Annotated in this window: 16 protein-coding genes; 11 read left to right on the top strand and 5 right to left on the bottom strand. The window is 61.7% G+C overall.

Features of this window, described 5'->3' with window-relative positions; translation table 11 throughout:
• Positions 1 to 181: 181 nt before the first annotated feature.
• Complete coding sequence (locus EIY72_RS00440; protein WP_093225476.1) at positions 182 to 1,045, top strand: DMT family transporter; 864 nt, start codon at positions 182 to 184, stop codon at positions 1,043 to 1,045.
• Positions 1,046 to 1,079: 34 nt separating this feature from the next.
• On the opposite strand, the gene EIY72_RS00435 is transcribed toward EIY72_RS00440, so the two are convergent.
• From EIY72_RS00435 to EIY72_RS00420, 4 genes are all read right to left on the bottom strand, one after another.
• Positions 1,080 to 2,036, bottom strand: a complete 957-nt coding sequence (locus EIY72_RS00435) for a LysR family transcriptional regulator (protein ID WP_093225474.1) — start codon at positions 2,034 to 2,036, stop codon at positions 1,080 to 1,082.
• A 69-nt stretch (positions 2,037 to 2,105) separates the two neighbouring features.
• Complete coding sequence (locus tag EIY72_RS00430; protein ID WP_093225472.1) at positions 2,106 to 3,635, bottom strand: tripartite tricarboxylate transporter permease; 1,530 nt, start codon at positions 3,633 to 3,635, stop codon at positions 2,106 to 2,108.
• On the bottom strand, positions 3,632 to 4,165 hold the full coding sequence (locus EIY72_RS00425) for a tripartite tricarboxylate transporter TctB family protein (protein WP_093225470.1): 534 nt from the start codon (positions 4,163 to 4,165) through the stop codon (positions 3,632 to 3,634). Before EIY72_RS00425 ends, EIY72_RS00430 begins: the two co-directional genes overlap by 4 nt.
• A 52-nt stretch (positions 4,166 to 4,217) precedes the next feature.
• A complete protein-coding gene (locus tag EIY72_RS00420) occupies positions 4,218 to 5,234 on the bottom strand; it encodes a Bug family tripartite tricarboxylate transporter substrate binding protein (RefSeq protein WP_093225468.1) in 1,017 nt (338 codons plus the stop codon).
• A gap of 310 nt (positions 5,235 to 5,544) precedes the next feature.
• On the opposite strand from EIY72_RS00420, the gene EIY72_RS00415 reads away from it, so the two are divergent.
• From EIY72_RS00415 to EIY72_RS00385, 7 genes are all read left to right on the top strand, one after another.
• Positions 5,545 to 6,885, top strand: a complete 1,341-nt coding sequence (locus EIY72_RS00415) for an MFS transporter (RefSeq protein WP_093225465.1) — start codon at positions 5,545 to 5,547, stop codon at positions 6,883 to 6,885.
• A complete protein-coding gene (locus EIY72_RS00410) occupies positions 6,878 to 7,837 on the top strand; it encodes an amidohydrolase family protein (protein ID WP_093225461.1) in 960 nt (319 codons plus the stop codon). The genes EIY72_RS00415 and EIY72_RS00410 overlap by 8 nt, the downstream gene beginning before the upstream one ends.
• The gene (locus EIY72_RS00405) at positions 7,834 to 8,838 is read left to right on the top strand and encodes a 4-hydroxythreonine-4-phosphate dehydrogenase PdxA (protein ID WP_093225459.1); all 1,005 of its coding nucleotides are present in this window, start codon (positions 7,834 to 7,836) and stop codon (positions 8,836 to 8,838) included. Before EIY72_RS00410 ends, EIY72_RS00405 begins: the two co-directional genes overlap by 4 nt.
• A gap of 357 nt (positions 8,839 to 9,195) precedes the next feature.
• The gene (locus tag EIY72_RS00400) at positions 9,196 to 10,521 is read left to right on the top strand and encodes an MFS transporter (protein ID WP_093225456.1); all 1,326 of its coding nucleotides are present in this window, start codon (positions 9,196 to 9,198) and stop codon (positions 10,519 to 10,521) included.
• Between the two features lie 33 nt (positions 10,522 to 10,554).
• Entirely contained in the window at positions 10,555 to 11,730 is a 1,176-nt protein-coding gene (locus EIY72_RS00395; RefSeq protein ID WP_093225453.1) for an L-rhamnonate dehydratase, read from the top strand.
• A gap of 53 nt (positions 11,731 to 11,783) precedes the next feature.
• Entirely contained in the window at positions 11,784 to 12,779 is a 996-nt protein-coding gene (gene araD1, locus EIY72_RS00390; RefSeq protein WP_093225450.1) for an AraD1 family protein, read from the top strand.
• A gap of 33 nt (positions 12,780 to 12,812) precedes the next feature.
• The gene (locus tag EIY72_RS00385; protein WP_093225447.1) at positions 12,813 to 14,393 is read left to right on the top strand and encodes an aldehyde dehydrogenase (NADP(+)); all 1,581 of its coding nucleotides are present in this window, start codon (positions 12,813 to 12,815) and stop codon (positions 14,391 to 14,393) included.
• 60 nt (positions 14,394 to 14,453) lie between these two features.
• Here the strand turns inward: EIY72_RS00385 and EIY72_RS00380 are convergent, their stop codons facing one another.
• Complete coding sequence (locus EIY72_RS00380) at positions 14,454 to 15,362, bottom strand: DMT family transporter (protein WP_093225444.1); 909 nt, start codon at positions 15,360 to 15,362, stop codon at positions 14,454 to 14,456.
• A gap of 159 nt (positions 15,363 to 15,521) precedes the next feature.
• Here EIY72_RS00380 and aceK point away from each other — a divergent pair, with 159 nt between their 5' ends.
• From aceK to EIY72_RS00365, 3 genes are all read left to right on the top strand, one after another.
• Complete coding sequence (aceK, locus tag EIY72_RS00375; RefSeq protein WP_093225441.1) at positions 15,522 to 17,240, top strand: bifunctional isocitrate dehydrogenase kinase/phosphatase; 1,719 nt, start codon at positions 15,522 to 15,524, stop codon at positions 17,238 to 17,240.
• Positions 17,241 to 17,464: 224 nt separating this feature from the next.
• On the top strand, positions 17,465 to 21,376 hold the full coding sequence (gene hrpA / locus EIY72_RS00370; RefSeq protein WP_093225438.1) for an ATP-dependent RNA helicase HrpA: 3,912 nt from the start codon (positions 17,465 to 17,467) through the stop codon (positions 21,374 to 21,376).
• A gap of 330 nt (positions 21,377 to 21,706) precedes the next feature.
• Positions 21,707 to 22,828 (top strand): beta-ketoacyl-ACP synthase III, encoded by a 1,122-nt coding sequence (locus tag EIY72_RS00365; protein WP_093225435.1) that lies wholly within the window; start codon positions 21,707 to 21,709, stop codon positions 22,826 to 22,828.
• The last annotated feature ends 1,128 nt before the right edge of the window (positions 22,829 to 23,956 follow it).

Below are 23,956 nucleotides of genomic sequence, written 5' to 3'. Positions count from 1 at the left end.
GCAGATCAGTCACTACCCCCCACCTGTCAGTAGCACGCCGGTGTGCGTAGTCGTATCACCGCCGGGCGTTGGCGTTTCGGGCTGATCAGCTGCTTCTTTCGCTGTACCCCACGCCCGCCGGAAACCTACTGAATTTCAGCTTCGGCTGAGTTGGCTTTGTGCCTGACTACAGGTGGTATTCATGTTTGTCCTTTCGAAAAAAACCGCGCTCGCGGCGGCGTCCACGAGCCTGTTCGTCCTGCTGTGGAGCAGCGGGGCGATCTTCTCCAAATGGGGCCTGGCCCATGCGTCACCCTTTGCCTTTCTGCTGTTTCGCTTTGTCATTGCGCTTTGCGGGTTAATCCTGCTGGTGCCGTTGCTCAAGCTGAAATTGCCCAAGGGCGGCAAGCCGATGTTGTATGCGCTGGCCACGGGCATCGTGTTGCTCGGGGCCTACCAGATCTTCTATCTGCTGGCCCTTGATCTGAGAGTCACGCCCGGCGTGATGGCGACCATCATGGGCGTGCAGCCGATCCTGACCGTGGTGCTGATGGAGCGTCAGCGCTCCTTGAGCCGGATATTTGGTCTGGCGTTGGGGCTGACCGGGTTGATCATGGTGGTCTATCAGGGCATCGGCCTGGCCGGCATGTCATTGGCCGGGATGCTTTTCGGCTTGCTGGCGCTGGCGAGCATGACGTTTGGCTCGATCATGCAGAAACGCATCACCGACAATCCCCTCGGCACCCTGCCGGTGCAGTATCTGGCCGGCTTGCTGTTGTGCGGGATCTTTGTGCCGTTCCAGCCTTTTCACTTCGAACACAGCACGGGGTTCATCGTCCCGGTGCTGTGGATGGGGCTGGTGGTGTCGGTACTCGCGACCTTGCTGCTGTACCGCCTGATCGCCCGGGGCAATCTGGTCAACGTCACCAGTCTGTTTTACCTGGTACCAGCGGTGACGGCGGTGATGGACTACCTGATCTTCGGCAATCGCCTGGCGATGTTGAGCCTGCTGGGCATGCTGTTGATCATCGTCGGTCTGGTGTTTGTCTTCCGTAAAACCGCGTAAGAAGCAAAAAGACCCGGAGCAATGTTCCGGGTTTTTATTGGCTCAACGCATGCTCGGCGCGCACCGAATTCATGAACGCCTGCATGGCCGAAGACTGGATGCGATGGCGGCGGGTGATCAGTCCGAACGGCGGCAAGCGCGCTTCAAACTTGATCGGCAACACCGCGAGCAGATCGCGGCCGGCGTAATCCTCGACCACCGACAACGGCGTGACGCCGAGCATGTCGGTCTGCTGGATCAACGACAGCAAGGTCATGATCGAGGTGGTCTCGACGATGCTGCTGGGAATATCGACCCGCGCGTTGTGGAACACCTGGTTGATGATCGCGCGCATCGGACTCGGTTGCTGTTGCAGTACCCAGGTCATGTTCTGCAATTCTGCCCAGCTCAATTGCGTGGCGTTCGCCAGGGGATTCTGTGCGCCGCAAATCACGCACAGCGCTTCTTCGCCGAGGCTGTCGAACAGCAACTCTTCTGCGCGCGCCCCAGCCGGAATCCGCCCCAGCACGATGTCCAGTTGATCCTGCAAAAGGGCCTGCACCAGCACGTCGCTGGTGTCGACCTGAATGCTCATGGACAGGCGCGGATGGCTTTGTTTGAGCGTGGCAATGGTGCGAGTCAGCAATCCGGAGGCCAGCGCGGGAATCGCACCCACTGCAACCCGACCAAGGTTGCCGGACTCCAGCGCCACCAGTTCTTCACGCATGCCGCTGAGCTCGGCAAAGACCATGCGCGCGTAGTAGATGACCGTCTCGCCGAACGGCGTCGAACGCATACCCCGTGGCAGGCGCTCGAACAGCTCGACGCCAAGCAGGTCCTCGGCCTCATGGAGCATTTTGGTGGCGGCCGGTTGAGTCATGCCGATGTGGTCGGCGGCGCGGCGCAGCGAGCCGAATTCCTGCAACGCGAGCATCAAACGCAGTTGGCGCAGGCGCAGTCGACTGTGGATGACATTAGCTTCTGGAATTCGGACTTCAGGTATTCGGGTCATGGGCCGGGCTCGCAAGAAAGACTGCGGCAAGCCTGACAATAAATGTCAGGCGTTGCCAGCATTGGCGTGTCACAGCACCGATTTGGGTTTGGCGATGTGGGATTTGCGCAGGCCGATCAGGCCTTGCAGCGCTTTGGAAATCAGCGGCCAGAACAGCATCAGCAAGGCCGCCGTGGTCAGGCTGCCGACCAGGGGGTTGGACCAGAAAATCCCCAGCTGCCCATCGGAAAACAGCATTGACTGGCGGAACGCATCTTCTGCCTTGTCCCCCAGCACCGCCGCCAGCACCAGTGGCGCAATCGGGTAACCGAGTTTCTTGAACAGATAACCCAGCGCGCCGAAGCCCAGCATCAACACCACGTCGAAGAACGAGTTGTGCACCGAATAGGCACCGATCGCACAGACCATGATGATGATCGGCGCGATGATCGAAAACGGGATGCGCAGGATCGAGGCAAACAACGGCACGGTCGCGAGCACCACGATCAGGCTGACCACGTTACCCAGGTACATGCTGGCGATCAGGCCCCAGACAAAGTCATGCTGTTCGACGAACAGGGTAGGGCCGGGATGCAGCCCCCAGATCATCAATCCGCCGAGCATCACCGCTGCCGTGGCCGAGCCAGGAATGCCCAGGGTCAGCATCGGTAGCAGGGCGCTGGTGCCGGCCGCGTGGTCGGCAGTTTCCGGGGCGATCACGCCTTCGATTTCGCCCTTGCCGAAGTTCTCGCGGTTCTTCGAGAAACGCCGCGCCAGGCTGTAGCTCATGAAGGAGGCCGCCGTCGGCCCGCCGGGGGTGATGCCCATCCAGCAACCGACCAGGGTGCTGCGCACAATGGTCCACCAGTAGCGTGGCAACTTGGCCCAGGTGCGCAAGATCACCATGGGCGTAATACGCGCATGTTCGCCGCGGAACACCAGGCCTTCTTCGACCGTGCAGAGGATTTCGCCGATGCCGAACAGACCGATCACCGCCACCTCGAAACTGATACCGGTCATCAGGATCGGCTGGTCGAAGGTCAGGCGCAGGTTGCCGGATACCGTGTCCATGCCGACCGCCGCCATGGCGAAACCGATCATCATTGCCACCACGGTTTTCAGCGGTGGGTTCTTGCTCATGCCGATGAAGGTGCAGAACGCCAACAGGTACACCGCGAAGAACTCCGGCGAGCTGAAGGACATGGCGAACTCGGCGATCCGCGTCGACAGGAAGGTCAGCAGCAGCACGCCGCACAGGGCACCGATCAGCGCTGAGCTGAAGGCGGCGGTCAGGGCTTCGGCGGCGCGACCTTCGCGGGCCATCGGGTAGCCGTCGAAGGTGGTCGCCACCGATGAGGGCTCACCGGGGATGTTGAACAGGATCGAAGTAATCGAACCGCCGAACAGCGCGCCCCAATACATGCACGACAGCAGGATGATCGCCGAGACTGGCGACATGGTGAAGGTCAGCGGCAGCAGCAATGCCACGCCGTTGGGGGCACCGAGGCCGGGCAACACGCCGACCAGGATACCCAGCAATACGCCGATCACCATCAGGCCGATGTGGCCCGGGGTGAGGATCAGGTTCATGCCTTGCAGCAGGGAGTCGAACTCGCTCATTTGAAGTTTCTCCCGGCCAGGGCAATCCAGTCGCCCATTGGGCCCGCATCCAGCGGCACCTTGAACCACAAGGCGAAAATCAGGTAACTGGCCAGTGCTGCGCCGCAGGACACGCCGCCGATCATCCACTTGCCGTAAGGCTTGGCGCGGACAGTGTCACGCCACATGAACCAGGCAATGAACGCAATCGAAGCGAGGTAGGTGCCGGTGAACGGCATGGCGCCAACAAACAGCGCAATCGGCACGAACACCGACAGCACTTGCCGGAACGCGGCGCGACTGACGAAGGCTGTGCTCAGGGCTTGCCAGCGCACCACGGCCAACAGGGCATTGGCCACGCTGGCGGTGCTCAGCAGCAAGCCGATGTAAAAGGGAAAGTAGCCCGGTTCCGGGCCGGCATCACCCCAACCGATGCCTTGTTCGACACTACCGAACATCACCACCACGCCAATCAGGGTGGTGAACAACGCCAGGCCGAGCTCGACCCAACGGGTGCCGAGCAAGGCCGGCGAATCCGAAGAATGGGACATGAAACACCTCCAGCAGAAGGCGGCCGCCCGCAGGCGAGCGGCCACGGCAACGTCAGTTTTTCAGCCAGCCGGCTTCCTTGAACACCGGCGTGACGCGGGCGGTGTCCTTTTCGATGTAGGCGGTCAAAGGCTCGCCTTCGAGGAACGTCGGCACCAGCGCGTTCTGTTTGACGTAGGCCTTGAACTCGTCGGTCTGGGTGACTTTGCGCATCAGCTCGACATAGAACGTCCGTTGCTCAGGGCTGACGTCACCCGGCATGAACACCGTGCGCGGGAAGCGGTACTGATCGATACCCAGGCCCTGCTCGTGGCAAGTCGGCACATCGGACCAGGATTTGTCGCCGGCGACTTTTTCGGTGTAGCTCATGCGCTCCTGGCTGAAGACGCACAGCGGTTCGACCTGATCACCACGCCATTGGCTGATGCTTTCGCTGGGATTGTTGACGTTGGCGGCGATGTGCTTGCCGGCCAGTTGCGTGGCGGCTTCGCTGCCGCTCTTGAACGGGATGTACACCAGTTTGGCGTTGTTGGTCTGGTTGAGCAGCAGGGTCAGGGTCTGGTCGACGTCCTTGGACTGGCTGCCACCCATGCGCAGGTTGGAAGGATCGGCCTTGACTGCTTCATAGAAGCCTTTCGCGTCCTTCCACGGTGCGCCTTTGTAGCTCCAGAGAATGAAGTCGTCCTCGGCCACGGCGGCGACCGGTGTCAGCTCCTGCCATTGGTAACCGAGCTTGGACACCAGCGGCAGCAGGTAGATGTTGTTGGTGCCGATCACCAGCTTCTCGGCATCGCCCTTGTTCATCTTCAGGTCGAGAAAGGCTTCGGCGCCGTTGCCTCCGCCCTTGTTCAGCACGATGGTATTGACGTCGAGCAGCTTGTGGGTGGTGATGATCGACTGGATCAGGCGCCCGAGTTGGTCAGTGCCGCCGCCGGGGCCACCGGCAACGACGATTTCGACGTTCTTGTCCGGTTGCCAGGCGGCGTGAGCAAGAGCGGGGAGGGTGCCAGCGGCGATCAATGTGCAGCCAAGAAAAAGACGGGATGTGCGACGGACGAATGCATTTCGCATGATGGAAGGGCCTCGTTTTTTGTAGTTGTTATGAGTGACTTGTCTGCGCCCGAAAGCCGCAAGCCTGGGCCGAGTGTGGGAAGCTGAGGGCTTGGCGTCTAGTCAAAACAATACATACACCGATAGCCTGGGGTTATCGCTCGGGTAAATCTGCGTTGAAAGGCCTTTGAAAGCGGGGCATGGCATAACCCGAGGCTATCGCCTGATTTCAAGTTTTGATTAGACGGTTATCGCTGAGCCTTCGATAGTGCTCACCAGTGTCGCCACGAAGCGACGCCGCCCCACAAAAATAATAAAAGAGGTACGCACCATGGCTCGTTCCAGTGCATCCCTGCGGCTATCCGGCGCCGATGCTCCATCTGCCGCCTCAGCCACAGCGCAGGTCTCCACCCGCAAGGCCAGCAGCGTACGCTGGCGGATCTTCGCGATCATCTTCGCCCTGACCATGGTCAACCTCATCGATCGGGTGTCGCTGTCTATCGCGATGCCGACCATCGCCCACGAATTTTCCCTGTCCCCGAGCCTGCAAGGGCTGATCCTCAGCAGTTTTTTCTGGGCCTATGCGTTGTTGCAGATACCCGGCGGCTGGCTGATCGACCGCTTCGGCCCGCATCGGGTGATCAGTTGGTCCACTGGCTTGTGGGGTACCTTCCAGGTGCTGGCGGCGTTTGCCACTGGTGGCCTGTCGTTGCTGTTCGCCCGGGTCGCACTGGGTGCTGCCGAAGCGCCGTTGTTTCCCTCCGGCGGCAAGCTGATTTCCCTGTGGCTGGCACCGAGCGAGCGCAGTCGCGGCGCTGTGTTGATGGACAGCGGCAGCCCCTTGGGTGTGGCCCTTGGCGGTTTGATCATCGCCTACCTGATTGCCTCGCTGGACTCCTGGCGCCTGGCGTTCGTGATTGCCGGTATCGCCACGCTGGTGCTGGCCTGGCTGGCGCGGCGTTATCTGCGCGATGACCCGGCCAGTCACCCGCAGGTTAACGAAGCCGAGCTGGAAAAAATCAATGTCGGCCGCGCAACACCTGCTGCCGAAGCGGCTCGCCTGCCCGTCAAGGGGCTGGGCATCGCTGCCCGCTCCCTGAGCGGTTTGCTGATCGGACGTGCCAGTTGGGCGATGGTGTATTTCGGCCTGCTGACCTGGGGCCCGAGTTATCTGGCCCAGGCGCGTGGCTTCGATATCAAGGGCATAGGCGCCGCGACCTTCGTGATCTTCATCTGCGGTGCATTGGGTTCGTTGACCGGTGGTTTTCTCTGCGACGGATTGATCCGCAAAGGCGTGAGCCGCGGTGTGGCAGTCAAGAGCCTGCTGGCGTTTTCCGGCCTGGTCGCCCTCGGTGCGTTCCTGTTGCTGCCGACCCTCAGCCATCCGTTTGCGGCGGTGGCCTTGCTGGCCATGACCGCGTTCTTCCTGATGTGGGGCAGTCTCTACTGGAGTTTTCCGGCACTGCTGGCGGCACCGGCGCGGGTCGGCCTGATCGGCGGCGTGATGAACATGGCCGGCAGCGTCGGCGGCATTGCCGTGCCGATCCTGGTCGGGGTAATCCTGCAAATGACTGGCGGCTTTGCCCCGGTGCTGGGCTTCTTTGCGGTGTGTTCGGCGCTGTTTGTCCTGGCCACCTTGTTCATCAGCCTGGATGAGGTGCGTCATGACTAAAGCGATCTGGAATGGCCCCATCGTCGACGCCCATCACCACTTCTGGGACCCGACGATCAACGATCACCCTTGGCTCGCCCCCGAGGCCAATATCCCGTTTCGCTATGGCGATTACAGCGCGATCAAACGGCGATATTTTCCCGACGATTACTTCACCGATGCCGGTGCCCATCACGTCGTGCAAACGGTGTATGTCGAGACCGAATGGAACCCCCAGGATCCTATTGGTGAAACCCGTTTCGTCGAACAGCTGGCCGCCCGCTACGGTGTGCCGAACGCCGTCGTTGCCCAGGCCTGGCTCGATCACCCGGACGCCATCGATGTGCTCACCGAGCAGGCCCGTTTCAAACATGTGCGCAGCGTTCGCCACAAGCCTGGCGGTCCGACCGCGCCGGCGCAGGTCGGGCACATGCGCAGCCTGATGAGTGATGAGCACTGGCGGCGCAGTTACGCCGCACTCGAAGGGTTGGGCTTGCATTTCGACTTGCAGACGCCTTGGTGGAACCTCCACGAAGCCGAACGGCTGGCGCGGGATTTTCCCGGCATCACCTTGATCCTCAACCACGCCGGCTTGCCCAATGACCGCAGCGCCGAAGGCCTGGCTGCCTGGCGTCTGGCGATGTCGCGACTGGCCCGCTGGCCGAACGTGCAGGTGAAAATCTCCGGTCTGGGGCAGGGCGGCCAACGCTGGCGGGCCAAGGACAACACCTGGATCGTGCGCGAGGTCATCGCCATGTTCGGCAGCCAGCGGGCGATGTTCGCCAGCAACTTTCCGGTCGACAGTCTGTGTGGCTCGTTCGACGACATTTACAGCGGTTTCAAAGCCATAGTCGCCGATCTGCCGCTGGCTGATCAGGAGCGACTTTTCTACAGCAATGCGCAGCGTGTTTACCGCTGCGAGCCTTGCGCCATTGACCGGGCGCAGCCTGAACCCTTGAGGAGTGAAGCATGAGCAAATCCACCATCGCGATGGTCCTGGGCGACCCGGCGGGTATCGGTCCCGAACTGATCGCACGCCTGCTCGCCGAGCCCGAAGTGCGCAGCAAGGCCAATGTGATCCTGATTGCCGACGAGGCGGAAATGCGACGGGGCATGCGCATTGCCGGGTTGGAGTTTCCCTACCGTCGCGTCGAATCACTGGAACAGCTGGCATTTGTCGATGACACGCCCTTGTTTTATGACTTTCGTGGCGACACCGTGGGTGAGTTCCCGCGCAGTGAAGCCAGCGCCATCGGTGGTCGCTACAGCCTCGATACCCTCGAGCAAGCGTTGCGCCTGACCGAGGCGGGCGCTACCGACGCGGTGCTGTTCGGTCCGTTGAACAAGACCTCGCTGCACATGGCCGGCATGGCCCACAGCGATGAGCTGCACTGGTTTGCCGAGCTGCTGGATTTCCACGGGCCGTTCTGCGAGTTCAACGTCCTCGACAACCTCTGGACCTCCCGGGTGACGTCGCACGTGGCGCTGGCGGATGTGCCGGGCTTGCTCAATGAAAAAAGGGTGATGGAGGCGATTCAACTGATCGACACCGCGCTCAAGCGCAATGGCCTGGCGAAACCGCGAATCGGTGTCTGCGGGCTCAATCCGCACAACGGTGACAACGGCTCGTTCGGCCGTGAGGAACTGGACATCATCGGCCCGGCCGTACGTTCGGCCCAGGCCATGGGCATCGCCGCAGACGGGCCATATCCGGCCGACACGATTTTCCTCAAGGTCCAGGGCGATGCCAGTGCCTTCGACGCGGTGGTCACCATGTACCACGACCAGGGGCAGATCGCGATCAAGCTGATGGGCTTCTCCCGTGGCGTAACCGTGCAGGGCGGCCTGCCGATCCCGATTACCACTCCGGCCCATGGCACCGCATTCGACATTGCCGGGCAAGGCAAAGCCAATGTCGGTGCGATTCGCCAGGCCTTCGAGATTGCCTGTCGGATGGGCACCAACCGCCGCTAAACACGGATTTTCAGAACAACTTAGATCCCCTGTGGGAGCGAGCCTGCTCGCGATGAGGCCGTGTCATGCGACAACCCTGTCGACTGATACGGCACTATCGCGAGTCAGCTCGCTCCCACTTTTGTTTTGTCCATGGCTGATAACCCGACATGGCCAATAAACGGTTTTTGCGATCACTCCAGGTTATCGCCGGATACCCATAAGTGATTATCCGCGACCCTTTGCGCTGGCTAAAGTCGCTCCATCGAATGAACGCAAGCGGTCACTTCCGGCCGCTGCGATCAGGCGAATGACAACTACAAAAAGCCCGCCTTGTCACTTCCGCAAGGCACTTACGGCAGCAAAGGAACACTCACTATGACCCGTCCAGAATCCGTCCTGGCGCTGTCCAGCGCCATCTCCAAAAGCCGGTTGCGCCTGCTGCCGTTTCTGATCCTGATGTACATCCTGGCCTTCATCGACCGCTCCAACGTCGGCTTCGCCAAAGCCGCGTTGCAGGCCGATACCGGCCTGGGCGATGCCGCGTTTGCGTTTGGCGCGAGCATCTTCTTCATCGGTTACGCGTTCTTCGAAGTGCCGAGCAACTACATGCTGCACCGCCTCGGCGCCAAGGTCTGGCTGTGCCGGATCATGGTCACCTGGGGCCTGGTGTCGGCCGCGATGATGTTTGCCCACAACGCGCAAACCTTCTACGTGCTGCGCTTCCTGCTGGGCGTGGCCGAGGCCGGGTTCTTCCCGGGGATCATCCTCTATCTCACCTACTGGTTCCCGGCGCAAAGCCGTGGCCAGGCACTGGGTCTGTTCTACTTCGGCTTGCCGCTGGCACTGGTGCTGGGCAGCCCGTTGTCCGGCTGGCTACTGGACTTCCATGGCGTGTTCGGCCTGACCAACTGGCAATGGCTGTTTGTCGTCGAAGGCCTGATGGCTTCGGTGGTCGGCATTGCGGCGTACTTCTATCTGGTCAATCGTCCTGCCGACGCCACCTGGTTGAGTGCCGAAGAGAAGCTGGCGCTGGGAACAGCCCTGGCCGAAGAGGACGCACAGAAAAAACACAGCAGTCCTCACGGCTTTCTCAGCGCCCTGCGCAACCCGCGGGTGCTGCAATTCTGCCTGGCCTATTTCACTGTGCAGATGAGTGTCTACGGTGTGGTGTTCTACCTGCCGACGCGCATCGCCGGCCTGCTCGATGGCCATGTCGGCTTGAGCGTCGGCCTGATCACTGCGATCCCCTGGGTCTGCGCCCTGATCGTGACCCGCATCGTTACCCGCTACGCCGACCGCACCGGCCAGCACCGTCGCCTCGCCGTGTGCATGCTGACCATGGCCGCCCTCGGCATCGCCGCCTCGGCACTGGGTTCGAGCATGGTGCCGGTGGTCCTCGCGTTCTGCTTCGCCGCATCCGGCTTTGTCTCGGTGCAGCCACTGTTCTGGACCATCCCCACCAGCTACCTCAGCGGTGCTGCCGCGGCCGGCGGGATCGCCCTGATCAACTCCATCGGCAACCTCGGCGGCTTCGTCGCACCGAACCTGAAAACCCTGATGGAAAGCAGTTTCGCCGACCCCCGTGCCGGCATGTTTGCCCTGGCGTGTGTCGGCATTCTTGGCGCCATCCTGCTGTCCCGACTTCGCACCACCCACACCCCTCAATCGCCCTCGCAGCTCACACCGGCTCAGGTTGGCTGATCCCTACTCAAGCGTTAGCAAGGAACTGTATTCATGAAAATCAAAGCGATCCGTACCCGTGTTTTCGAGTGGAAAGGCAAGGTCGTGCCACCCCAGGCGCACTTCTGCACCAACGCCAGCGACATCCTCTTCGAACGAGGCGACGCCATGGGCTCGTTCCGTTTCCACGGCTGGCTGGTGGTGGAAGTCGAGACCGACAACGGCCTCGTCGGCATCGGCAACTGCGCCCTGGCGCCCCGTGTGGCCAAGGAAATCATCGACACTTACCTGGCACCGATTGCCATCGGCGAAGACCCGTTCGACAACGAATACATCTGGCAGAAAATGTACCGCCAGAGCCACGCCTGGGGCCGCAAGGGCATCGGCATGGCAGCGATCTCGGCGATCGACATCGCGATCTGGGACATCATGGGCAAGGCTGTGAACAAGCCGGTGTTCAAACTGCTGGGTGGCCGGACCAAGGAAAAGATCTGGACCTACGCCTCCAAGCTGTACGCCAACGACAACCTCGACCTGTTCCTCGAAGAAGCCCAGGGTTACCTGAGCCAGGGTTTCACGGCGCTGAAGATGCGCTTCGGCTATGGCCCCAAAGACGGCCCAGCGGGCATGCGTCGCAACATCGAACAAGTACGTGCCCTGCGTGAACTGGCCGGTCCCGACGTCGACATCATGCTCGAATGCTACATGGGCTGGACCCTCGAATATGCGCGGCGCATGTTGCCGAAACTGGCCGAATTCGAACCACGCTGGCTCGAAGAGCCGGTGATCGCCGACGATATCGAGGGCTACATCGAGCTGAAGAAAATGGGGATCATGCCGATCTCCGGCGGCGAGCACGAGTTCACCTCCTACGGCTTCAAGGACCTGCTCGAACGCCGCGCCGTCGACGTGATCCAGTACGACACCAACCGCGTCGGCGGCATCACCGCGGCGCGCAAGATCAACGCCATGGCTGAAGCCTGGTCGGTACCGGTCATCCCCCATGCCGGGCAGATGCACAACTACCACCTGACCATGTCCACCACTGCCTCGCCGATGGCCGAGTTCTTCCCGGTGTTCGACGTCGAAGTCGGCAACGAACTCTTCTACTACGTGTTCAAGGGCGAGCCACAACCGGTCAACGGCTTCATCCAGCTCGACGACCACAAGCCGGGCCTGGGCCTGGAAATCTCCGATGAATACCTCAGCGACTTCAACATCATCGAGTGATCGCCAAGCGCCGCCTTTGGGCGGCGCCCATCCTGACATTGCGGAGGGCCGTCATGCGCCTGATCCAATTTGAAAACACGGCCGGCGAACGCCAGGTCGGTCTTATCGAAGGACCACAAGTCCAGGTGCTCAAGGGCACCCGCAGCACCCGCGAACTGGCCCTCGCCGCCATTCGCGCGAAACGCAGCCTGCAGGACGAAATCGCTCAACGCGGCAGCGAACCGGGCCCGGACTATGCGCAGTTGTTACAGCAGGGCAAGGTCCTGCCGCCACTGGACCACGAAGACCCGGCCCACTGCCTGATCAGTGGCACCGGCCTGACCCATCTGGGCAGCGCGTCAACCCGGGACAAGATGCATCAGCACGACGGCGAGGTCGAAGCCGGCACCACCGACACCATGCGCATGTTCAAGTGGGGCCTGCAGGGCGGCAAGCCACCGGCAGGCCAGGTCGGCGCGCAGCCGGAATGGTTCTACAAGGGCGACGGCAGCATCGTCGTACGCCCCGGCGCAGACTTCCCGGTGCCACCGTTTGCCGAAGACGCCGGAGAAGAACCGGAGCTGACCGGTCTCTATGTGATAGGCGATGACGGTCAGCCGTACCGCATCGGTTTTGCCCTGGGCAACGAGTTCTCCGACCACGTGATGGAACGGCGCAACTACCTGTACCTCGCCCACTCGAAGCTGCGTGCCTGCTCCTTCGGCCCGGAACTGCGCGTGGGCGAGTTGCCCAAACACCTGGCCGGCACCAGTCGCATCCAGCGTAATGGTGAAACGATCTGGGAAAAGGAATTCCTCAGCGGCGAGGACAACATGTGCCACAGCCTCGCCAACCTTGAATTTCATCACTTCAAATACGCACAGTTCCTGCGTCCCGGTGATGTCCACGTGCATTACTTCGGCACCGCCACGCTGTCGTTTGCCGACGGGGTGAAAACCCAGCCGGGGGATCGCTTCCAGATCAGCCTCGACGCATTCGGTGCTCCGCTGGAAAACGGCATCGGCGAAAGCGCCCAGCCGTTGGCGATTGGCCAGGTGCGTACCCTCTGACCTGCAGGCCTGCAATCGATCAAGGAATCCCAGATGACCCAGTTACTTGGACACAACTACATCGGCGGCCGTCGCAGTGCCAACGGCACCGTGCAATTGCAAAGCCTCGATGCAACCACGGGCGAGCCATTACCTGGCAGCTTTTTCCAGGCCAGCGAAGCCGAGGTGGATGCGGCGGCAAAAGCGGCGGCTGCGGCCTACCCGATCTATCGCAACCTGAGCGCGGAAAAACGTGCGCTGTTCCTCGATGCCATTGCCGATGAAATCGATGCGCTGGGCGACGAGTTTGTCGCCACCGTGTGCCGTGAAACCGCATTGCCGGCCGGGCGCATTCAGGGTGAGCGCGGACGTACCAGCGGGCAGATGCGCCTGTTCGCCAAGGTCTTGCGTCGCGGTGATTTCTACGGCGCACGCATCGACCGCGCCTTGCCTGAGCGACAGCCCTTGCCGCGTCCGGATTTGCGCCAGTACCGCATCGCCCTGGGGCCGGTGGCGGTGTTCGGCGCCAGCAACTTCCCCCTGGCATTTTCTACGGCCGGCGGTGACACCGCCTCGGCCCTGGCCGCCGGTTGCCCGGTGGTGTTCAAGGCCCACAGCGGGCACATGGCAACGGCCGAATGGGTCGCCGATGCGATCGTCCGTGCTGCCGAGCGCACGGAAATGCCCGCCGGTGTGTTCAACATGATCTACGGCGCTGGCGTTGGCGAATGGTTGGTCAAGCACCCGGCGATACAAGCGGTCGGCTTCACCGGTTCGCTCAAGGGCGGCAATGCCCTGAGTCACATGGCCGCGACTCGCCCGCAACCGATCCCGGTGTTTGCCGAAATGTCGAGCATCAACCCGGTGTTCCTGTTGCCCGAGGCGCTCAAGGTGCGTGGTGAGCAGATCGCTGCGCAATTGGCCGGTTCGGTGACCTTGGGCTGCGGTCAGTTCTGCACCAACCCGGGGTTGGTCATCGGTTTGCGTTCGCCGCAGTTCAGTCAGTTCCTCGACACCTTCTGCGCGAACATGAACCAGCAACCGGCGCAGACCATGCTCAATGCCGGCGCTCTGGTCAGCTACAGCCGAGGCCTGGCCGAGTTGCATGAACATCCGGGACTGACCCATCTGGCCGGTCAACCGCAACAGGACAATCAGGCACAGCCGCAGGTATTCAAGGCCGATGTCAGTCTGTTGCTCAAGGGCGATGCCTTGCTGCAGGAAGAAGTGTTCGGACCGACCACCATCGTCATCGAAGTCGAGGACCGCACGCAGTTGGCGGCAGCGCTGCATGGCTTGCGCGGGCAATTGACGGCAACGTTGATTGGCGAGGCGGATGAGTTGCTGGAGTATCGCTGGCTGGCGGAGCTGTTGCAGGAGAAGGTTGGGCGGATTTTGTTTAACGGTTACCCGACTGGCGTAGAGGTCTGTGAGGCGATGGTGCATGGCGGGCCGTATCCGGCGACGTCGGATTCGCGGGGGACCTCGGTGGGCAGCCTGGCGATTGATCGCTTCCTGCGGCCGGTGTGCTTCCAGAATTATCCGGATGCCTTGTTGCCAGAGGCGTTGCAGAACGCCAATCCCCTGGGGATTCGGCGGTTGGTGGATGGGGAGGTCAGTCTGTCGGCCTTGTAGTGTTTGGGCTGATGCCATCGCGAGCTTGCTCGCGATGGCGTCATCAAAGTCAGCAGAAATCTACTTGGCTGTCACCTCAGCCACCTTCACCACCGTCGGCTTCAACACCAGCCACAACGCCAGCGCAATCAGCACCCCGCCATACACATGCGCCATCGACAACGGCTCATCGAGAAACAAGCCGCCCCACAACACGCCGAACAGCGGAATCAGGAAGGTCGTGGTCATCGACTTCACCGGGCCGATCGAGCTCAGCAGGCGGAAGTAGATGATGTAGGCAAACGCCGTGCAGCCCAGTCCCAGGCCCAGCAACGACAGCCATACGTTCCAGCCGCCCCAGCTCGCCGGTGGCTGGCTGATCACGCTGTAGCCGAACAGCGGCAGCAGGAACAAAGTGGCGCCGAGCATGCTGCCCAGCGCCGACAGACGGCTGTCGAGGCCGCCGGCCTGATCCAGCCAGCGCCGCGCCAGGAAGCCGGCAAAACCGTAGCAGGTGGTCGCCAGCAGGCAGGCGAGGGCGCCCAGCAACAACTCGATATCGAACGCCACCGGGCCTGCGCGGGTCAGCACGCCCACGCCGAAAAGGCCGAGGAACACGCCGCCGACCTTGGCGGGTGTGAGCCGTTCATGGAAAAACAGACCGCCGATCAACACGCCCATCAGTGGCGTGGTGGCATTGAAGATCGACGAGTAGCCGGCCGGAAGCACCAGTGCCGCCACCGAATAAAGGGTCGCCGGCGCCCCGGAGTTGATCACCCCCAGCAGCATGACGGTTTTCAGCTTGCCTTTGAAATCCCAGCTGATGCGCATCAGCCCGAGAATCACCAGCAGCCCGGCTGCGGCAATCGATACGCGAAAAAACGCCGTGGGGATTGAGCCGATCACCGGAGCGATGATGCGCATGAACAGAAAACTTGCACCCCAGATGGCCGCCAGTGACAGTAAACGGAATGTATCGACGAGGTTCACAGTGCGTTCCTTCCTTGTGGGCGGGGCGAAAGTGTTGCTGAGTGTGTGATCGATGGCAACCGAAAAGCGGGCGTTTAATTCGGCCTGAAAATTACACTTCTCCTGCACCCGCTTCACTGGCTAAGCTCAAGCCTCCCGAATTCCCGCAGAGGTCTCACCATGCCGCAGCAATGGCCAGCCGCCGACATCGCCCGCCTGATCCTCGATGGCTTTGACGATTACCGCGAGCATTTCCGGCAGATCACCGACGGCGCCCGGGCCCGCTTCGAGCAGGCCCTGTGGCAGGAGACGCAATCGGCCTCGGCGGCGAGGATCAATCTGTATGAAGAGAAAGTCACTGAAACGGTAGAGCGCCTGCGCACTGCGTTTGACCCGGGCACCCTCGACGTCAGTTGCTGGCCGCTGGTGAAAAGCGCCTACATCAGCCTGATCGACCTGCGCTTCGACGATGAACTGTCCGAGACCTGGTACAACTCGATCTTCTGCGGGCTGTTCAGCCATGACCTGATCAGCGACGGCTGCATGTTCATCCACACCACCCGGCCGAGCCTGCGCCGGGCCCGCGCCGCGCAAACCCGCACCTACAAGCCCCAGGGCCAGTTGTCGGCGATGCTTGCGAGCATCTTCGCCGACTACCGCTTCAGCGAGGACTACGCCGACCTGCCGGGCGACCTGCGCCGTCTCGAAGCGCAATTGCGCGAGAACCTGCCGGATTGGGTGTGCAAGGACCCTGAGCTCAGTGTCGAGCTGTTTTCCTCGGTGCTCTACCGCAACAAGGGTGCGTACCTGGTGGGGCGCATCTACACTGCCGACGAGCAATGGCCGCTGGCGATTCCGCTGTTGCACCTCGAAGGACGCGGCATCCAGATCGATGCGCTGATCACCGACGAAGCGGACGTGTCGATCATCTTCTCCTTCACCCGTTCGTATTTCATGGTTGATGTGCCGGTGCCGGCGGAATTCATCGGCTTTCTGCGGCGTATCCTGCCGGGCAAACACATCGCCGAGTTGTACACCTCGATCGGCTTCTACAAACACGGCAAGTCGGAGTTCTACCGGGCCCTGATCAATCACCTGGCCAGCACCGACGACCAATTCATCATGGCCCCGGGTGTGCGCGGCATGGTCATGAGCGTTTTCACGCTGCCGGGATTCAACACGGTGTTCAAGATCATCAAGGACCGTTTTTCACCGTCGAAAAACGTCGACCGGGCGACGGTGATCGAAAAGTACCGCCTGGTGAAGAGTGTTGACCGCGTCGGACGCATGGCCGATACCCAGGAGTTCGCCGACTTTCGTTTTCCGCTGGGCAAGTTCGATCCGGCGTGCCTCGAAGAACTGCTGGAGGTCGCACCGTCCACTGTCTCGGTCGAAGGCGACACGGTACTGATCCGCCACTGCTGGACCGAACGGCGGATGACCCCACTGAACCTCTACCTGGAGAACGCCAACGAAGCCCAGGTACGCGATGCCCTGGAAGATTACGGCCTGGCGATCAAGCAACTGGCGGCGGCCAACATCTTTCCCGGCGACATGCTGCTGAAGAACTTCGGCGTGACCCGTCACGGTCGGGTGGTGTTCTACGACTACGACGAGATCTGTTTTCTGACCGAGGCCAACTTCCGCCACATCCCCGCGCCGCGTACACCCGAGGACGAAATGGCCTCGGAGCCGTGGTATTCGATCGGGCCGCTGGACGTGTTCCCCGAGGAGTTTCCGCCTTTCCTGTTTGCTGATTCGGCCCAGCGCCGCTTGTTCGACCAGTTGCATGGCGAGTTGTATAACGCCGATTACTGGAAAGGGCTGCAGGAGGCGATTCGCGCAGGGAAGGTGATCGATGTGTTCCCGTATCGGCGCAAGGGCCTGGATAACGAATAGCGCTGCCTGATAAAGAATTTGTGGCGAGGGAGCTTGCTCCCGCTGGGTCGCGAAGCGGCCCCCAAAGTAATTCAAAAGCACATGACGGTGGCTGGATTACGACTGCTGCGCAGCCGAGCGGGAGCAAGCTCCCTCGCCACAAAAGCAGGTTGCATTCGTCGTGGGGGAGTCAAATCTGCGACAATCGCCACCCTGCGCCACTAGACGACCGAATTGCGTACCCGATGACCGACGAATCGCCCTCCATCGACAAACTGTTGAAAAACCTCGACCAGGCCATGCTTGCCGACCGCCACCGCTTGCGGCGGCAGTTGCTGGAGCTGCGCAAGAAACCCGACGAGGCCAAGCTGGCCCAGTGGGTGGCGCGCATGCAGGCGTCCTGTGACCAGGTGCTGGCGCGCAAGGCCAGCCTGCCGGTGATTCGTTACGACGACAGCCTGCCGATCGCCGCCAAGCGCGATGAAATCAAGAAGGCCCTGGAAAAGCATCAGGTGCTGATCATCGCCGGCGAAACCGGTTCCGGTAAAACCACCCAGTTGCCGAAAATCTGCCTGGAAATCGGTCGCGGCCAGCACGGTCTGATCGGCCATACCCAACCACGGCGAATTGCTGCGCGCAGCGTGGCCAGTCGCGTCGCCGAGGAGTTGGGCACTCCGCTGGGGGCATTGGTCGGCTATCAGGTGCGCTTTGAAGACCAAAGTGATTCGAACACCCTGATCAAGCTGATGACCGACGGCATCCTGCTGGCGGAAACCCAGAACGACCGGTATCTGGAGCGCTACGACACGATCATCGTCGACGAGGCCCACGAACGCAGTCTCAACATCGACTTCCTGCTCGGTTACCTGAAGACCCTGCTGCCGCGTCGCCCGGACCTGAAGGTCATCATCACCTCGGCGACGATTGATCTGGAGCGTTTCTCCAAGCACTTCGACGATGCACCGATTGTCGAAGTGTCGGGTCGCACCTTCCCGGTGGAGACCTGGTATCGCCCGCTGACGCTTGAGCAGGACGAGGAGGGCAACCGCGTCGAGGACGACCTGACCGTGGATCAGGCGATCCTCGCCACCCTCGATGAAATCGCCGCCTATGAACGCAGTGAGCGCCGCAGCCCCGGTGACGTGCTGGTGTTCCTGCCTGGTGAGCGCGAGATTCGCGACGCTGCCGACATGTTGCGCAAGGCGCAGCTCAAGCACACCGAGATCCTGCCGCTGTATGCGCGCCTGTCGCCGGCCGAACAGCAGCGGATCTTCCAGTCGCACCCGGGCCGGCGCGTGGTGCTGGCGACCAACGTCGCGGAAACTTCGCTGACCGTGCCGGGCATTCGCTACGTGATCGACAGCGGTACGGCGCGCATCAGCCGCTACAGCTACCGCGCCAAGGTGCAGCGCCTGCCGATCGAAGCCATTTCCCAGGCCAGCGCCAACCAGCGCAAGGGCCGTTGCGGAAGGGTCGAGCCGGGCATTTGTGTGCGCCTGTACAGCGAAGAAGATTTCCTCGGGCGCCCGGAATTCACCGATCCGGAAATCCTGCGCACCAACCTCGCCGCCGTGATCCTGCAGATGCTGCATCTGCGCCTCGGCGAAGTCACTGCCTTTCCATTTATCGAGCCGCCGGATGGCAAGGCCATCAGCGACGGTTACAACCTGCTGCAAGAACTTTCGGCGGTGGACCGCAACAGTCAGCTGACGCCCCTTGGCCGGCAACTGGCGCGCCTGCCGGTGGACCCGCGCATGGGCCGCATGCTGCTCGAAGCGGCGAAACTGGGCAGCCTGCAGGAAGTGTTGATTGTCGCCAGCGCCATGTCGATCCAGGACCCCCGCGAGCGTCCGCCGGAGCGCCAGCAGGCGGCTGATCAGGCCCACGCACAGTGGAAGGATGCCGACTCGGACTTCGCCGGGCTGGTCAATCTGTGGCGCGGATTCGAGGAGCAGCGCCAGGCACTCACCGCCAATCCGTTGCGTAACTGGTGCCGCAAGAACTTCCTCAATTACTTGCGTCTGCGCGAGTGGCGCGACTCCCATCGCCAGTTGAGCCTGATCTGCCGCGACATGCAGTTGAGCCTCAATAAAGAGCCGGCGGATTATCCAAAACTGCACAAGGCTGTATTGGTGGGGCTGCTCAGCCAGATCGGCCAGAAGACTGAGGACGGCGATTACCTCGGCGCCCGTCAGCGACGTTTCTGGATTCACCCGTCGTCGGGCATCGGCAAGAAACGCCCGCAATGGCTGATGACTGCCGAGCTGGTGGAAACCACCAAGCTTTACGCGCGCATGGTCGCCAAGATCGATGCCGACTGGATCGAGCCGCTGGCCGGGCACCTGATCAAGAAAAACCACTTCGAACCGCATTGGGAGAAGAAGCGCGGACAAGTCGTCGCCTTCGAGCAGATCACCCTGTTCGGCCTGATCGTGGTCGGTCGCCGGCCGGTACATTACGGCCCGGTCGATCCGGTGGTGTCTCGCGAGCTGTTCATCCGCGAAGGGCTGGTGCGTGGCGAGATCCAGTCCAAGGCCAAATGCCTGACCGCCAATAAGCAGTTGCTCGAACAACTCGATGAGCTGGAAGCCAAGGCCCGCCGTCGCGACATTCTGGCCGACGAAGAAACCCTGTACGCGTTCTACGATGCGCGCTTGCCGGCGGAAATCCACCAGACCGCGACCTTTGACAGCTGGTATCGCATCAACAGCCAGAAAAACCCGCAGCTGTTGATCATGCGCGAGGAAGACGTGCTGGCCCGCGAAGCCAGTGAAGTCACCGCCCAGCAATACCCGGATACCCTGCACATCGGCGATCTGGAACTGGCCCTGAGTTACCACTTCGAACCCAACCATCCACGGGACGGCGTGACCTTGCGCGTACCGGCGCCGCTGTTGCCGATGTTGCCACCCGAGCGTCTGGAGTGGCTGGTGCCGGGCGTGATCGAAGCCAAGTGCATTGCCCTGGTGCGCAACCTGCCCAAGGCCCTGCGCAAGAACTTCGTGCCGGTGCCGGACTTCGTCAAGGCCGCCTTGCAGCGCATGACCTTTGCCGAGGGCTCGCTGCCCCAGGTGCTGGGCCGCGAATTGCTGCGCATGACCGGTGCACGGGTCAGCGACGAGGCCTGGGCGGAGGCGGCGCAGCAGGTTGAAAGCCATCTGCGCATGAACCTGGAAATCGTCGACGCCCAGGGCAAGTTCCTCGGTGAGGGCCGCGATCTGGCCGAGCTCACGGCGCGTTTTGCCGAGGCCAGCCAGGCGGCGTTGGCAGTGCCACAAACCGCGAAGAGCCAGCAACCGGTCGAGCCGAAAGTGTTCGCCGCGGTGGCCGAGAAGACCCAGCAGAAGATCGCCGGGCTGTCGATGACGGTGTATCCGGCGCTGGTGGAAGAAGCCGGCACGGTCAAGGAAGGGCGCTTCTCCACTCCAGCCGAAGCCGAGTTCCAGCATCGCCGAGCGTTGCAGCGTCTGTTGCTGCAGCAACTGGCCGAGCCGGCGAAATTCCTTCGCGGCAAGTTGCCGGGCCTGACCGAACTGGGCCTGTTGTACCGCGACATGGGCCGCGTCGACGCGCTGGTCGAAGACATCCTGCTGGCCAGCCTCGACAGCTGCATTCTCGAAGGTGAGGATCCCTTGCCCCGTGACGGTGCCGGCCTGGCCTCGTTGGCCGAACGCAAGCGCGGTGCCTGGACCGAGCACGCCGAGCGCGTGGCGAAGCTGACTCTGGACATCCTCAAGCTGTGGCACGGCCTGCAAAAGCGCTTCAAGGGCAAGATCGACCTGGCCCAGGCCGTGGCCTTGAACGACATCAAGCAGCAGCTCAGCCATCTGGTGTATCCGGGTTTTGTCCGGGAGACGCCGATGCAGTGGCTCAAGGAGCTGCCGCGTTACCTGAAAGCCATCGAGCAGCGTTTCGAGAAAATCGGCGCCCAGGTGCAACGCGACCGCGTGTGGAGCGGTGAGTTGAGCGGCCTGTGGACGCAGTACCAGACCCGCGCCAGCAAGCATGCCCAGGAAGGCAAGCGCGATCCGCAGCTGGAACTGTATCGCTGGTGGCTGGAGGAATATCGGGTATCGCTGTTCGCCCAGCAACTGGGGACCAAGGTGCCGATCTCCGACAAGCGCCTGAGCAAGCAGTGGAGCCAGGTCGAGCCCTGAGTCCCGGGCTTGCGCAATACCTGTGGAGCGAGCTTGCTCGCGATGGGGCCCTGTCAGTCAACATCATCGCTGCCTGACACACCGCTATCGCGAGCAAGCTTGCTCCCACAGGTTTACAGGGGCGTCATCCAGCAAACAGGCGCCAAAATCCCGCGTTTATGGCAAACTTCGCCGCTATAAACACCGGCCCCGCGATTTTGAGCCTTCAGCTTCGCGGGCAGGTCGGAATAAAGCGATGCCAGGTTTGCGTCCCCGGGATGGGAATAGACCCTTTGTGTGTTGGTACGACGGTGCCAATGCTTTCTGCCTGAACAGATTAGAGACACGACCATGCATAACGTCGTCATCAGTGGCACTGGCCTGTACACCCCGGCCAACAGCATTTCCAACGAAGAGCTGGTGCAGTCTTTCAATACCTATGTAGCGCAATTCAACGCCGACAACGCCGACGCCATCGCCCGCGGTGAAATCGAGGCGTTGACCGAGTCCAGCGCAGCCTTCATCGAAAAAGCCTCCGGCATCAAGAGCCGTTTTGTCATGGACAAGGAGGGCATCCTTGACCCGCAACGCATGGCGCCACGCCTGCCGGAGCGTTCGAACGACGAATGGTCGGTGCTCTGCCAGATGGCCATCGGTGCTGCCGAACAGGCCTTGCAGCGCGCCGGCAAAACCGCCGCCGACATCGACGGCGTGATCGTTGCCTGCTCCAACCTGCAACGGGCCTACCCGGCCATCGCCATCGAAGTGCAGGAAGCACTGGGCATCCAGGGTTTTGGTTTCGACATGAACGTGGCCTGCTCCTCGGCAACCTTCGGTATCCAGACCGCCGCCAACAGCGTGCAACTGGGCCAGGCCCGAGCGATCCTGATGGTCAACCCGGAAGTCTGCACCGGTCACCTGAACTTCCGTGATCGCGACAGCCATTTCATTTTCGGTGACGCGGCGACCGCGGTGATCATCGAGCGTGCTGACCTGGCGACCTCCAAGCACCAGTTCGACATCGTCAGCACCAAGCTGTTGACCAAGTTCTCCAACAACATCCGCAACAACTTCGGCTTCCTCAACCGCGCTGCGGAAGAGGGCATCGGTGCCAAGGACAAACTGTTCGTGCAGGAAGGCCGCAAGGTGTTCAAGGAAGTCTGCCCGATGGTGGCCGAACTGATCGCCGCACACCTGGAAGAGAACCAGTTGAACGTCAGCGACGTGAAACGCTTCTGGCTGCACCAGGCCAACCTGAGCATGAACCACCTGATCGTCAAGAAACTGCTGGGCCGCGATGCTACCGAGCAGGAAGCGCCGGTGATTCTCGACACCTACGCCAACACCAGCTCCGCAGGTTCGGTGATTGCGTTCCACAAGAACCAGGACGACCTGGCCGCCGGCTCGCTGGCTGTGCTGAGCTCGTTCGGTGCCGGTTATTCGATTGGTTGCGTGTTGCTGCGCAAGCGCTGAGTGTGTAGACACTGTCGCAGCTGCTGAACATATCGCAGCTTGCGGCGGCTTTACGGGATTGGATTTCAACGTGCTATCGCGGTGAATCCGGTCAGCGTAGAAGCTGCCGCAAGCTGCGATTTTTTTTGCCCAGCTTTTGTGGCGAGGGAGCTTGCTCCCGTTCGATGACGAGGTCATCGCAAAACAGGCGCCTGCGGTGTGTCTGGTAAACCAGGGTGGTCGCTATTGGGACCGCTTCGCAGTCCAGCGCGAGCAAGCTCGCTCGCCACAAATGGATGGCGGTAGGCGAGGCTTTTGTGAAGTAGATGGAAGGCTTTTGTGAAGTGGCTGGGGGTGAGTGAGGTTTATGTGGCGAGGGAGCTTGCTCCCGTTCGATGACGAAGTCATCGCAAAACGAGCGCCGGTGGTGTGTCTGGTAAATCAGGGTGGCCGCGATAGGGGCCGCTTCGCAGCCCAGCGCGAGCAAGCTCGCTCGCCACAAATGGCTGGCGGTAGGCGAGGCTTTTGTGAAGTAGATGGAAGGCTTTTGTGAAGTGGCTGGGGGGGAGTGAGGTTTATGTGGCGAGGGAGCTTGCTCCCGTTCGATGACGAAGTTATCGCAAACCGAGCGCCTGTGGTGTGTCTGGTAAACCAGGGTGGTCGCTATCGGGACCGCTTCGCAGCCCAGCGCGAGCAAGCTCGCTCGCCACAAATGGCTGGCGGTAGGCGAGGCTTTTGTGAAGTAGATGGAAGGCTTTTGTGAAGTGGCTGGGGGTGAGTGAGGTTTATGTGGCGAGGGAGCTCGCTCCCGTTCGATGACGAAGTCATCGCAAAACGAGCGCCGGTGGTGTGTCTGGTAAATCAGGGTGGCCGCGATAGGGGCCGCTTCGCAGCCCAGCGCGAGCAAGCTCGCTCGCCACAAATGGATGGCGGTAGGCGAGGCTTTTGTGAAGTAGATGGAAGGCTTTTGTGAAGTGGCTGGGGGGGAGTGAGGTTTATGTGGCGAGGGAGCTTGCTCCCGTTCGATGACGAGGTCATCGCAAAACAGGCGCCTGCGGTGTGTCTGGTAAACCAGGGTGGTCGCTATTGGGACCGCTTCGCAGTCCCGCGCGAGCAAGCTCGCTCGCCACGGATGGTTGGGTGTCGGCG

The sequence above is a fragment of the Pseudomonas vancouverensis genome (genome assembly GCF_004348895.1).
GTDB lineage: Bacteria > Pseudomonadota > Gammaproteobacteria > Pseudomonadales > Pseudomonadaceae > Aquipseudomonas > Aquipseudomonas vancouverensis.
This window is presented reverse-complemented; position numbering and strand designations above follow the sequence as displayed.